We start from the raw sequence: 13,250 nt of genomic DNA, 5'->3' as shown, positions 1-13,250 counted from the left end.
GGGTGTGCCTTATTTGCGCCACAGCTTTCTCAGCACACCACGGGTGACGGACGCCGGCGCGGACTTGGCAATGGGCCACAATGCCCGAAACTGCATCGAGATTGGCCGGTGCAGGCGCGGTTGCTCCACCTGCGCCCACACTTGGGCGGCCACCACATCCGGCGTCAGATTCACGCCAAGACGCTCGAACAGCCGTGAGCCCTGCTCGTTCTGCTGCACCATGCCGGTATTCACAAACGGCGGCATCAGATCGCAGACACGGATACCGTGGGGCTCCCACTCAATATCCAGGGCCTCGGTCATCGCCCGTACCGCATGCTTGCTGGCCGAATAGGACGCGAAATCCGGAATTCCGTAAGCGGCCGACGCCGAACTCATATTCACCACCTGTGCGTCCGGCGTCGCCTTCAGGTACGGAAAGGCGGCATGTAACACCGTCATCAGCCCGATCACATTGACCTCAATAATGGCCCGATGCGCCGCCATGCTGATCTCCTCAAACCGCCCCACCTTCAGAATACCGGCATTGTTGTGCAGCAACCGCAGCTGGCCACCGGTGCGCTCGGTAAAATCCGCCAGCCCCTGTTTCACCGATGCCTCATCCACCACATCCATCACATGGATGCTGCAGCGGTCTTCACCCAGCTCGTCCTGCAGCGTTGCTAATGCCGCCTCGTCCCGGTCCGCTGCCCCGACAAACCAGCCTTTGGAGGCAAACAGAAGTGCGGTTTCACGGCCAATGCCGGCGGCGGCGCCGGTGATGAAGATGGTGTCTTTCATTGGTGTTCCTTGAAATTGTTATCAGAAGTAAATCGTTCAGGCGAGCAACAGCTGGTACACCATAATCAACACCAGCACAATCTGAATCAGGAAGAACGTCGCTCTCAGTAATATCTGCATAAACGATATACCGCTGATATGTACCAGGCTTTGAGCAATTCTTGCATAAAGAACAAACGCCGCCAGAGAGTCCACCACCTCCAGACGATCCATCAGGCCGGCAACGACGACAACCGACGCAAACACCGCGAAATTCTCAATGCAGTTGAGGTGCGCTGCCTTGGCACGCTGCAGAATAGGCGCATCAATCGGCTGCTTGTTGCGCTCCCAGCTGTCGATGGGTTTTGCACCGGTCAAGGCCTGGGGCACTCGGGGAGTGGCGTAGATCAGCGCCAGAATCAACATCCATCCGGCGTACAACAAAACAGCGGTATAAGCGGTCATTCATTCTTCCTTATTATTGAATTAAAACAGGCATTGCCCATTGGTATCTTGCACTCATCATGCATGTAATCGCCGCCGGTCAGCTTGGCTCTCCGAGCCATTTTGCCTTGGCTTTTTCAACCAGCGCGCGGGCATCATGATTCCACGGATGGAATTTCGGGCTATAGAACTTGAGATAGGATGGCAGAAGCCTCCGAAACACCCCGGGCTTGCCCCACATATAGTTCAGGGCGCCGGCCCAGGACTTCAGATTGCCCAACTGGCCGTCTTCCTTCATCAATTGCACCAGATGGATACTGGTAAACACCGGAAAAATAACACTCACAATCAGCATTTCCTGCAACCGCACGCTCTCACGACCGCCAACGGCCTTGAACACATCAAACGCCACCGCCTTGTGTTCGGATTCCTCAATGGCGTGCCAGGCCCAGATCTTTGCCATGCGCGGGTCCATTTCTTCCAGCGCGTCATACTTCAACAGGAATTCTTCCGCCATCAGGGCGGTGAAATGCTCAACCGCCACCGTGTGAGCCAGTTGCCGTTCGGCGCTGAAGTTCTTGCGCATCCAGTCCATAAACGCCTGGACTTCCGCCTCCAGTCGGCCGAGACCAACGCCCCGTTCTTCCAGAAAGCCGTTCAGCAGTTTGTGCTCCCGGGAGTGATGCGCCTCCTGACCGATAAACGCGCGCACGGCTTTTTTCAATTCCGGATCGGTGATGCGGTCCTGGTAATGGCGTACCGAATCGATAAAGAAGGTCTCCCCCGGCGGGAACCCGGAGGACAACGCAGCCAGCAACAGGGTTTTGACCGGATCATTGTCCCACCAGTATTTGGGCACATCCTCTGCCAGGTCGATATTCGGGCGGCGCACCTGGGGAATCATACTCAGGGGTGACTTGGCGGGCTTGCGTTTCGGTGAGCGAATAGCTTTGAGGTTAACGACTGAAGTCATGAACAGTCTCCGGTATGCGGGATTTCTTGTAATCTGGCCCATAGAGTACTGGTCAGATGGATACCCCCGTGAGATGTTTGGCGGACAATGCACTTGTCATTGGTGGCCAATGTTCGACAGATCTCCACATACCATCACACCCTCTAAGTTGCCCGGCTGGACCCGGCAGCCCAACCAGCCTGTGACCTACCCCCGCATGTTTGTCGCATCGGCGGTGGAACTTGGCGCAAGCCGAAGCGCAATCCTGCAGCGTGCTGCGGTGCCCGCTGAGACACTGGACGACCCCGCAGGGCGGATCTCCTACCTGCAAACCCTGCAGCTTTTCGAGGCGGTTCACGCCGTGATTGGCGACACTGCACTGGGGTTCGATACCGGCCTGCGCTTGCCACTGACCGCCCACGGCAACCTGGGATACGCGCTGATGTGCGCCCCGACCCCGCGTGACGCTATTTCAATTCTGGAGCGGTTCTGGCACTTACGCGGGCGCGGCACACTGATGGCCGTGAAAGAGTCGGAAACCGACCTGTTCTTTGAAATCGAACCGGAAGTGCCCATCCCGGTTCCACTTCGAGAAATGATGTTCAGCTCCATTCTGACCAGCATGATTCGGGGTATGGAGTTCGTGTTGCCTATGCTGCCCAACGAGCGGGAAATCTGGTTATGCGGACCAGAACCCAGGGGCTATGGCAGCCGACAGCAGCAAGTGCCTGGCGTAAGGTTCAATATGCCCCGTGCTGGCGTGATTCTGGGCGGTGACAGATCCTGGCTGGACCAACCATTGCCAACCGCCAACCCGGAGGGTCTGGCCCAGGCGCTGGCGCAATGTGAACGGGAAAGCGCTCTCACAGAGACCGATAACGACATTGCCCGACAGGTCCGCGCTCATTTGGTGCTGGGCCAGAATGGCTACCCCTCCCCCGAGCAACTGGCTGAAAATCTGTGCCTGACACCAAGAACATTGCGCCGGCGGTTGCATGAGCAGGGGCTGAGCTATAAGCAGTTGCTGGATGATGTCCGGCGACGGGACAGTTGCCAGCTATTGGCAAATTCTGAGATGGAAATTCAGAGCATCAGTGACATGCTGGGCTTTGCCGATCCTGCGAACTTTACCCGGGCTTTCAAGAGTTGGACGGGGGTGGCTCCGCGTGAATGGCGGCGGGGGAACCCCCGGGTTCCGGGTGAAGACTGACACTCCCCCAGTGGGATCCAATGAATGGAATTGAGTCAGCGTCCAGACGCCAGACGAAAAACCACACTCATTGGCGCACTTCCCTGGTGGCTTTGGTACTCAACCGGACCGTAATAAGTAAAAGGGGCACCCTTTCCATTGCGGAGCTTGTTTTCACGAACAAAAAGGTGAACAGATAAACCAAGCTTTTTGTGATCGATCAGTTCCCTACCTCGTTTACTTTCCGGTGTGGTCGAGCGCTGGCTCTGCCAATGAAAGGTGTGCTCATCAATCCAATGGTCCACATACCGGTGCTCCTCGATTTTCCCCTGCTTGTTAAGGGTGACCAGAAGCACATGTGCCCCAGCCTCCTGAAGAAAGACATGGCCGCTTTGCCAATTACCCGGGTTGAATGTTTCACCGAATAAACCCGGAATTTCTTCTCTGGGCAGTTCCTGCCCAATGGCCATTTCCAACGGATCAATAACGGTATCTAAACGAGCGAAGGTACGGAATTGCTCACTCAATTCCGGCGTCACCACAATATCTTCGTAGTCCGGGTTGGCAGCTTTCAAAACGTACTGACCGGAGGACGACTTCTGAACCATTCGCAACAGATACTGGGTATCTCCTGCGTCATCCATCCGTTCAATGGCGAGTGTTCTACCCGTGATTGAGCCGGCTCGCTCCGGATTAACTTGTTCCAGAAGCAGATAATCTCCGTCGTGAATGGGTCTTTTACCTCCATTCATGGAGTTACCAGAAGCCCGTGCAATAAAGTGCCGGGTGGGATCGATACGACCATATCCTTGCCCCAAAGAACGATACTCCTCTGCTTCCGCCCGACTGGTCCGAAAATGACCACAAGCAATTTTGAGCGATGGGAAGTAAGGCAACTCAGTGCCGGTTCGGGCAATGGGCGTCACATTGTTTATTTGAGCAGGGTCAACCCTTGCGTCCAACCTGGCTTCGTATGAGGCCAGGCGGTAATCAATCAACTCTTGCACCATCTGTTCAAAGGTTTCTAATTGGCCAGCCTGGATTGCAAAAGTGGGGGTAAATCGATCCTCGTCAGCTTGAAACAGAGGTGGCGTTTTATTTGTCCAATGATCGACCGGGTTCTTCTTCCAGTATTGCAGCCACTGAGAAGATAGCCCATCAACATCCTGAACCGACTCTGCCAGTTCCATAAACAGCTTGGGCCGGCGCTTGAGTATTCGCCATGACTCCTGAGCAAGCTCCGGCAATTCCGGAGCCTGCCGCCAGCCACTAAGCTGCTGGAACGCTTCAAGCAAAATCATCTTGAAGGACTTGGTCATTGAGGTGGTCTCCACCTCAACCAGAAAACGTTCCTGTTCAGTCAACAGGATAGCTTCAATTTCTGTGAGATCGCCCACATCGTTCAGCAAGCCAAACCAGCTGCCGTGTTGCTTGCGGGTCTGAGTGAGGTTGGCCCCGAAATGATAGTACTCAGTGAGGGTTGGACGGCGACCAAGCGTGTCTTTCAGTGCCTGGTAGTCTTTTTCAGCGCCTCTCTGATCAAGTCCTTTCAGGAAGTCGATCACTTCCAGGTCGTAATTGATGAAGCACCCATCGGGCAATTCGAGCCTGTTTTCCTGGGCCTTACGGGCAAAGTCCGCTAACTGGCGGTGGTTCATGGCCTGTCCCATCAGTGCCTGCGGCTTATGCAGAAAGCTCTGGTGGTTGCCAACGAAGTCCAGAATGACCAATTTATTTTTCCCGGAGCTACGCCGCAGCCCTCGACCTATCTGCTGAAGGAAAAGAACCTTGGATTCCGTAGGGCGCAGCAATAACACTGTATCGATGGCGGGCAAATCAACCCCCTCGTTGAACAGGTCAACTGAGAAAATGATCTCCAGCTGTCCATCCTCCAACATCTCAAGTGCCTCGCCACGAGACATGTCAGATTCACCATGGACGGCTGCTGCAGCTACGCCCTGTCGGGTGAACTGTGCCGCCATGAAATCTGCGTGCTGCCGAGACACACAGAAGGCCAATGTCCGGCTTTGACAGTGCCGCCGCCATACACTCAGTGCATGCCTGGCGCGCCCCAAAGTGGCCAGCTTGTGAGCGAGGAGATTAGGATCAAATTTACCGTTACGCCAGGGAATCTCCGTGTAGTTAACGGTATCGTCATAAATGCCATAGTAATGAAATGGCACCAAAAAATGACCTCGGACACCTTCAAATAACGGGTACTCGTAGACGAGATTGTCGTCACATAGTGACAGAATATCGGAACGGTCCGTCCGATCAGGTGTTGCCGTCAGCCCCAACAGAAACTGCGGGGCAAAGTAACTGAGCAGTCGGTGATAGGTCGGCGCAGATGCATGGTGAAACTCGTCCACCACAATATAATCAAAGTGCTGTGGACTGAATCGTTCGAGATGAGCATCTTTACCCAGGGTCTGAACTGAGGCGCAAAGAATGTCCACTGAACGATCCCGTTGCTTGCCCATATAAAAGCCAACACGACTTTCGGGCTTGATGCGGAGGTAGGTCTCCGCAGCCTGATAGAGAATTTCCTCCCGATGGGCGACAAACAAAATACGTCGAGCACCCATTTGTACCGCATCGAAGGCCGAGAGCCAGGTTTTACCTAGCCCCGTTGCCAATACCACCAACCCTCTGCGGTAACCCTCTTCACGGGTTTGCTCTAACGCCTCCAACGCAGCTATCTGGACTTCATTTGGTTCAGGGGCCGGCTCTTGCTCTACGCTACCCGGCGCCACCGATTGGGGCGGGGGCACTCTTCGTTGGGCATATTCATCAATCCACCGATCTGTCAGAGGAACCACGTTGGGATGTTGAAACAACTCTTCAAACCGGCTGACCGCCTCGAGATAACCGACATCCGGCGGAAAATCCACCTGATAATTCCACTCCAGACCATCCTGCAGTGCCTGCCGGCTTATGTTACTGGATCCAATAAAAGCCCTGCCCCAGGCCTGGTAATTGTCAACGTGCCCGGCAAACAGATAGGCCTTCATGTGAAAACTACTGCCCTTGCTTTCATAAATTCTTACCTGGGCACCCTGCTCCTGCAAAAGGATCAACTTACGTAGCGCCTCCGGATCAGTAATGTCCAGATAATCGCTGGTGAGAATACGCAGGCTAGCTGGTGAAGAAGCACGTTGTAATGCACTGACCAGGTCAGGGAATAAGAGATTCAAGCCGGTTGTTTTGACAAAGGCGACGGCCATATCCACCTTATCGGCGGATTTAATGGCCTGGCACAGCTTTGGCAGGAAGTGATGCTTCTTGCCGCCTGTGGTCAACTGTTTATGGGGTGCCGGCTGTTTGCTTAGGAGAATGTTCAGCCATTGCTCATCGCGACCTGGACGTTGGTCATCTGTGCGCCACAGACGGCACGTTTCCAGCTCTGACAAGCTATGCGCCCACTGTTCAACCAACGTCTCGTTGGCATCAGTAAAGTGCCGGCCATGGTGCTCACGTTCACCTGAGCCAACCTTGAAACTCATATAAAACGCACCGCCGGGCTTCAGGGCACGCCACAAACGCTCAATCGCATCAGGAACCTCAGACACAGGAAGATGCAATAGGCTGGCACAAGCCCAAATACCGTCGTAGGCACTGAGTTCAGACACGTCGGAAAACGTGCGATGCTGGACCGACAATTTGGTCTTCTGAGAGGCGAGAGCGGTTATCGACTTGGAACCATCAAATGCAGTTACTCGGTATCCGTGTTGGTTAAAATACAAGGCGTCCCGGCCGGAACCACAACCTGCGTCTATAATATGACCACCCTCGGAGATCATTGGTAGAAATTCATCGTAGAGTTCGTTCATTGAGACCTCAAATGTCGACTCTACAAACGCTGCGGCATTATTTTCGTAATAGCCTAGCGTGTCTGGCATCAGCGGTTTCCTTACTACTAGTGTTTACCCTATTTATCGATGGACCAGGTTAGCAGGTGGTTATCCAATGGCCAACTGACATTCACAGCCCTCACTTCCATGAAGCTTTATTATCACCGCGGGCTGCGACAAATATTGTCGCCATAGTGTTGTAGGGTTGTGCTACGGAGATAGAAAAGCGGCAACCTGCCCTACCAGTTGAAATACCACCCATGCGGAAGCGGAGAATCGATGCCATACCCGATAGAACACAAACTTGTTATCGCCGTTGCTTCCAGCGCACTGTTTGATCTGGCGGAGTCTGATCGTGTTTTCAGGGAACAGGGTGAGAAGGCGTACCGACAGTACCAGGAAGCTCATCTGGACAAGCCGTTGGACAAAGGCGTCGCCTTCCCGTTTGTGCGGCGCTTCCTGAGCGTGAACCAGAAGTTTCCGGAGCAGTGTCCGGTGGAGGTAGTACTGCTGTCTCGCAACTCGGCGATTACAGGCAAGCGGGTATTCCACTCCATTCACCACCACGGCCTGGATATTACACGCGCGGCATTCCTGGAGGGCAAATCGCCCTATGCCTATATTCCAGCGTTCAACGCGGCTCTGTTTCTGTCAGGGAATGAGAACGATGTGCTTCAGGCAATTGATTATGGCCATCCGGCCGGCACTGTTCTGCCAAGCCAGGTTGTTGACGACACCGATGATGCCGAACTCCGTATTGCCTTCGACTTTGACGGCGTAATTGCCGATGATGCTTCCGAACGGGTATACAAAGATGGTTCTCTGGAGGAATTTCAGGAGCACGAAACATCGCGATCCCACATACCCCACAATCCTGGCCCGCTGGGAAGTCTTTTCCGCAAACTTGCTCACTTGCAGCAGCTCGAAGATCAGGCGCTCGCTGAGGATCCGGACTACCGCAGAGTGCTTCGGACCGCTATCGTGACAGCCCGAAACGCCCCTTCACACGAGCGGGTAATTACCACCCTGGAACACTGGGGCGTGAACGCGAACGAGGTTTTCTTCCTGGGCGGCATGAAAAAAGACCGGATTCTGAGTGTGCTCAAGCCCCATATGTTTTTTGATGATCAGCGGTCGCACCTGGAGTCTGATGCCGGGGATATTCCGATGGTGCATATTCCGTTTGGGGTGGCTAATTTGGCTTGAACTTCAGTCTAGCCAAGTGTTGCCGTAGGTAGAACTGAACCGCGCGAATGAACCGGATATATTTAACGAGGGCGAAAAGTTCCCACGTTTCATCCCGCAGCGGAAGCGGAACTCAACGAAGCTATCGACTATAAATTTCGCAAAAGCCTTACGGCCAGCGGGTCCGCTTTCCTGATACAATAATGCCCGTTTTTAATTGCTCCGTAGCTCACAACAGCAGATGACGGATAGATTCAGATTGGGCAGTCAATGACCGCAAACAGCACAACAGGCAACGTCGACCATTCACCGGCAATGAGCGTAAGCACCGGCTCCGGGCCCTCCCGGAAGTTCTGCGTGGCCCCCATGATGGACTGGACTACCACCCACTACCGTTACCTGGCGCGCCAGCTCAGCCGGCACACCCTGCTCTACACGGAAATGGTGACCACCGGTGCGTTGATTCACGGCGATACCGCGCGGTTTCTGCGTCATGACGAGGCGGAATATCCGCTGGCGCTGCAGCTTGGCGGCAGTGACGCCGGTGAACTGGCTCATTGTGCGAAGCTGGCGGAGCAGTACGGGTTTGATGAGGTGAACCTGAATGTGGGCTGCCCCAGTGACCGGGTGCAGAACAACATGATTGGCGCCTGCCTGATGGGGCACCCGGACAAGGTGGCCGAGGGTGTGGGGGCGATGATCGACGCCACCGGCCTGCCGGTAACGGTCAAGCACCGCATTGGTATTGACGGGCGGGAGTCCTGGGATGATCTGTGCGAGTTTATTGAGAAGGTCGCGGCCGCCGGTTGCCGTACGTTCATTGTTCATGCCCGCATTGCCATTCTTGAGGGCCTGAGCCCCAAGGAAAACCGGGACATTCCGCCGCTGAAATACGACTGGGTGTATCGCCTGAAGGCCAAATACCCGGAGCTGGAGATCATCATCAACGGCGGCATCAAGACCTTTGACGAGTGCCGCCAGCACCTGGAACACACGGATGGCGTGATGCTGGGCCGTGAGGCGTACCATAACCCGTGGCTGCTGACAGGCGTTGATCCCGAGTTCTTTGGTGAAGCCGCTCCGGTACAAAACCGCCATGATGCCCTGCGTGCCATGCTGCCGTTTATCCAGAGCGAACTGGAGCGGGGCGTGTTCCTTACACACATGTCACGTCACCTGCTGGGACTGTTCCACGGACAACCCGGCGGCCGTCAGTTCCGCCGCTACATCAGCGAGAATGCCCATAAACCCGGGGCCGGGCTGGAGGTCATCCAGGAAGCCCTGACGAAGGTAAAGGAGCCATCGGAGCCGGCAATAGCGACGGCTTAATCGGGTCTATACGTTTTGTTGTCTTGTTCCTGTCAGAGCAGGCCGTTATTGTAGGGAAAACAACTCTGACGGGACGGCAGGACGACGAATGACCAGCAAGCTTGAACAACTGAAAGCCATGACCACGGTGGTTGCCGATACCGGTGACCTGGATGCCATCGCCCAGTGGCGCCCTGAGGATGCCACCACCAACCCTTCCCTGCTGCTGAAAGCCGCTGCGTCAGACGCCTATCGCCCGATGCTGGACAAGGCCGTTGCCATGGCAAGCCAGCAAGGCGGTTCTGACGCCGAGCAGCTGGGTTACGCCACGGATGCCCTGGCCGTGCTGGCCGGGCGCGAGATTCTGGAACTGATTCCCGGCGTAGTCTCCACTGAGGTGGACGCCCGCCTGTCTTTCGACACCGACGCCACTCTGGCCCGGGCTCGCAGGCTGGTCGACCTGTACCGGCAGCAAGGCGTGGACACCAGCCGGGTGCTGATCAAGATTGCTTCCACCTGGGAAGGTATTCGCGCGGCGGAGCAATTGGAGAAAGAAGGCATCCATTGCAACCTGACGCTGCTGTTCTCGTTTGTGCAGGCGGCGGCCTGTGCCGATGCCGGCGCTTTCCTGATTTCGCCGTTCGTGGGTCGTATCCTGGACTGGCACCTGGCCCACAGCGGTCGGGACAGCTTCCCGGCAGCGGAGGATCCCGGTGTCCAGTCTGTGTCCCGCATCTATAATTACTATAAGGCCAACGGTTTCAAGACCGTGGTGATGGGCGCCAGCTTCCGCAACCTCGGTGAAATCGAGATGCTGGCCGGCTGTGACCGCCTGACCATCAGTCCTGCCCTGTTGCAGGAGCTGAAAGACGATACCACGCCGCTGGAGCGTCAGTTGTCACCGGCCACCGCCAACAGCTCCGATGGATTCGGTGCGATGGACGAACGCCTGTTCCGTTGGGAATCCAACGAAGACGCCATGGCGACCGAGAAGCTGGCTGAAGGCATTCGCCGCTTTGCCGCAGACCAGATCGAGCTGGAAGGTCGTGTCAGGCAGCTGGCAAAAGCGGCGTAACTGTCGTGCATTAACGGTCGTACATATACAGGAGAACACTTCAGGTCATGATCGAACGTCTGAAGCAATTATTTGCCCCTACCGAGGAAACCCGGGAAGCGCCGGACCCGCATTCGCTGGCCGTGGCTGCCACTGCGCTGATGGTTCAGCTCTCGCGCATTGACAACAATGAGGATGAGCGGGAACTGCAGACCATTGTGGATTGCGCCGTGAGTGCCCATGAGGTCACCCGCGATGAAGCCGAGGAAATCCTGCAGGATGCCCTCAGCCACGCGGATGACGCCACGTCACTGTATGAGTTTACCGGCCAGATCAATGAACACCTGGACCAGACCGCCAAGCAGAGCCTGCTGGAGAGCATCTGGCGGGTGGCATTTGCCGATGGCCGGATCGACAAATACGAGGAACATCTGATTCGCCGCATGGCCGATTTGCTGCATCTTAATCACCGCGAATACATGCAGGCTCGCCATCGTGCGGAAGGCGCGGGCTGACTGCTAAAGGAGTCAACATGCTAGCCATTCTCCACCCCGATACGCCACTGGACAGCGACGCCTACCGGCAGACCATGCATTTTCTGGAGAACCTGCCGGGCGTTTCGGTTCGGGTTCATGAGGTTCAGGGCGCCAGCCAGCGGCTGACGGAAATCTATCTGCTGGGCGACACCAAATCCCTCGACAAGGAAGAGATTGAAGCCCTGCCGGCGGTGGAGCGGGCTATCCGCATCTCCGATGACTACCGTATTCTGGGCCGCCACCGGGATGACAGACGCCAAAGCGGCTTTACCTACAACGATGTGGAGTTCAGTCAGTCCAACCTGAACATATTCGCCGGGCTGTGTGCGGTTGACGTGCCCGAACACGTAGAGATGATGATGCAGGCCCTGGAAGATCATGGCGAGGTCTGCACCCGCATGGGCGCCTACAAGCCCCGTACCAACCCCTACTCCTTCCAGGGGCATGGCAAGGGCTGTCTACCCTGGGTGTTTGAAAAAGCGGGTAAACATGGCATCAAGGTGATTGCCATGGAAATCACCCACGAGAGCCACATCGAAGAAATCGACACCTGCCTCGAGCAACTGGGCCGCCCCACCGGAGTCATGTTGCAGGTGGGCACCCGCAACACCCAGAACTTTGAGCTGCTGAAAGCCATTGGCCGCCAGAGTACCTACCCGGTGCTGCTGAAACGGGGCTTTGGTATCACCCTGAATGAATCCCTGAATGCCGCCGAATACCTGGCCAGCGAGGGCAACGCCAACGTCATTTTCTGCCTGCGGGGCATGAAAACCGAGGCGGGCCAGCCCCACCGTAACATGGTGGATTTCGCCCATGTGCCGGCGGTTAAGCGGCTGACGCGTATGCCGGTGTGTGTAGACCCGTCCCACTCCGTGGGCAGCCGTGAGAAAGCGCCGGACGGCATCCTCGATGTCATGCACGCAACGGCCCAGGGCGTGATTGCCGGCGCCAACATGGTGCTGGTGGACTTCCACCCGAAACCGGAGAAAGCCCTGGTGGATGGCCCCCAGGCGCTGCTGATGAACGAATTACCGGCTTACCTGGAAGATATCCGCCTGTGTCACGACACCTGGAAAAAACGCCAGGCCATTTATCAACGCCTAAAGGAAACAGCAACAGAATGATTGTCTACGGACACCGTGGGGCCAAGGGAGAAGCCCCTGAAAATACACTGGCCGGATTTTCCCACGCCTACCGGCACGGCATCCGCCATTTCGAACTGGACCTGGTGTTGTCGAAAGACGGCAAGCCGGTGATCATCCATGACCTGACGGTGGACCGCACCACCGGCCAGAAAGGCGCCGTGTCCAGTTTCACCAGTGAGGAACTGGCAGCGATGGATGCGAGAAAGGGCGCAACCCCATCCTGGTCCAGAAAGGTCGGCATACCGGCCCTGGAAACGCTGCTGGACGCATTCGCGGATCTGGAGCACCTGCAGCTGGAGGTCAAGAAAGACAACCGTCAGCGGCTGAACGTACTGTGCAACCGCCTGACCGAGATCATCCAGCGCAGAAATCTTTACCAGCGGGTCACCGTGACCTCGTCAGATGTCTGGTTCCTGCAGCAAATCCGGCGGCGGGACACGGGCATTCCCATTGGCCTTGTCGCCGAGCGCAAGTTCCCGCGCCCGATTAACGTCGCCTCACGGCTGCACTGCGAGTTCCTGTGTGTAAACTGGAAGATCTGTTCGAAATCCCTGGTGGACGACGCCCATCGTCGCGGCATGCATGTGTCAGCCTGGACCGTCAACCGGATCCACGACATGCTGGAACTGGAGCAGCAGGGGGTCGACAGCATCATTTCCGACTTCCCCACCAGCACCCGCATGTACTTTGACAATCGCGCCCGCTCTCTGATCAGCCTGCCCCGGGGAAACGCCACGGAGAACAAGGCGGAAGACGCCGCCGTATCCACGAGCTGATATCACAGGCACAAAAAAACCGGGGTGCGGATAGCCGCAGCCCGGTTCCCG

Annotated in this window: 11 protein-coding genes; 7 read left to right on the top strand and 4 right to left on the bottom strand. The window is 56.2% G+C overall.

Annotated features, from left to right (window positions below; genetic code table 11):
- Positions 1–9 precede the first annotated feature (9 nt).
- From ACJO5Y_RS02480 to ACJO5Y_RS02470, 3 genes are all read right to left on the bottom strand, one after another.
- Positions 10–780 carry an SDR family oxidoreductase gene (locus ACJO5Y_RS02480; protein ID WP_406984805.1) on the bottom strand — a complete coding sequence of 257 codons (771 nt, stop codon included), beginning with the start codon at positions 778–780 and terminating at the stop codon, positions 10–12.
- A 36-nt stretch (positions 781–816) separates the two neighbouring features.
- The gene (locus tag ACJO5Y_RS02475) at positions 817–1,224 is read right to left on the bottom strand and encodes an MAPEG family protein (protein ID WP_406984803.1); all 408 of its coding nucleotides are present in this window, start codon (positions 1,222–1,224) and stop codon (positions 817–819) included.
- A 79-nt stretch (positions 1,225–1,303) separates the two neighbouring features.
- A complete protein-coding gene (locus tag ACJO5Y_RS02470; RefSeq protein ID WP_406984801.1) occupies positions 1,304–2,176 on the bottom strand; it encodes a metal-dependent hydrolase in 873 nt (290 codons plus the stop codon).
- 109 nt (positions 2,177–2,285) lie between these two features.
- Between ACJO5Y_RS02470 and ACJO5Y_RS02465 the strand changes: the two genes are divergently transcribed.
- Entirely contained in the window at positions 2,286–3,365 is a 1,080-nt protein-coding gene (locus ACJO5Y_RS02465; protein WP_406984800.1) for an AraC family transcriptional regulator, read from the top strand.
- Positions 3,366–3,400: 35 nt separating this feature from the next.
- Here ACJO5Y_RS02465 and ACJO5Y_RS02460 read toward each other — a convergent pair whose 3' ends face one another.
- Positions 3,401–7,243: a DUF3427 domain-containing protein gene (locus tag ACJO5Y_RS02460; protein ID WP_406984799.1), complete on the bottom strand. Its 3,843-nt coding sequence runs from the start codon at positions 7,241–7,243 to the stop codon at positions 3,401–3,403.
- Positions 7,244–7,474: 231 nt separating this feature from the next.
- Between ACJO5Y_RS02460 and ACJO5Y_RS02455 the strand changes: the two genes are divergently transcribed.
- The 6 genes from ACJO5Y_RS02455 to ACJO5Y_RS02430 all read left to right on the top strand — a co-directional run bounded on the left by ACJO5Y_RS02455 (position 7,475) and on the right by ACJO5Y_RS02430 (position 13,199).
- Entirely contained in the window at positions 7,475–8,401 is a 927-nt protein-coding gene (locus tag ACJO5Y_RS02455) for a 5'-nucleotidase (protein ID WP_406984798.1), read from the top strand.
- Between the two features lie 294 nt (positions 8,402–8,695).
- Positions 8,696–9,709, top strand: coding sequence for a tRNA dihydrouridine(20/20a) synthase DusA (gene dusA / locus ACJO5Y_RS02450; protein WP_406985029.1), 1,014 nt, complete (start codon positions 8,696–8,698; stop codon positions 9,707–9,709).
- An 88-nt stretch (positions 9,710–9,797) separates the two neighbouring features.
- Positions 9,798–10,763: a transaldolase gene (tal, locus tag ACJO5Y_RS02445; RefSeq protein WP_406984797.1), complete on the top strand. Its 966-nt coding sequence runs from the start codon at positions 9,798–9,800 to the stop codon at positions 10,761–10,763.
- Positions 10,764–10,810: 47 nt separating this feature from the next.
- Positions 10,811–11,257: a tellurite resistance TerB family protein gene (locus ACJO5Y_RS02440; protein WP_406984795.1), complete on the top strand. Its 447-nt coding sequence runs from the start codon at positions 10,811–10,813 to the stop codon at positions 11,255–11,257.
- 17 nt (positions 11,258–11,274) lie between these two features.
- Entirely contained in the window at positions 11,275–12,402 is a 1,128-nt protein-coding gene (locus ACJO5Y_RS02435; RefSeq protein ID WP_406984794.1) for a 3-deoxy-7-phosphoheptulonate synthase, read from the top strand.
- The gene (locus tag ACJO5Y_RS02430) at positions 12,399–13,199 is read left to right on the top strand and encodes a glycerophosphodiester phosphodiesterase (protein ID WP_406984792.1); all 801 of its coding nucleotides are present in this window, start codon (positions 12,399–12,401) and stop codon (positions 13,197–13,199) included. The genes ACJO5Y_RS02435 and ACJO5Y_RS02430 overlap by 4 nt, the downstream gene beginning before the upstream one ends.
- Positions 13,200–13,250: the final 51 nt, after the last annotated feature.

Origin of the sequence: Marinobacter alkalisoli, from assembly GCF_045449855.1 — a bacterium.
GTDB lineage: Bacteria > Pseudomonadota > Gammaproteobacteria > Pseudomonadales > Oleiphilaceae > Marinobacter.
This window is presented reverse-complemented; position numbering and strand designations above follow the sequence as displayed.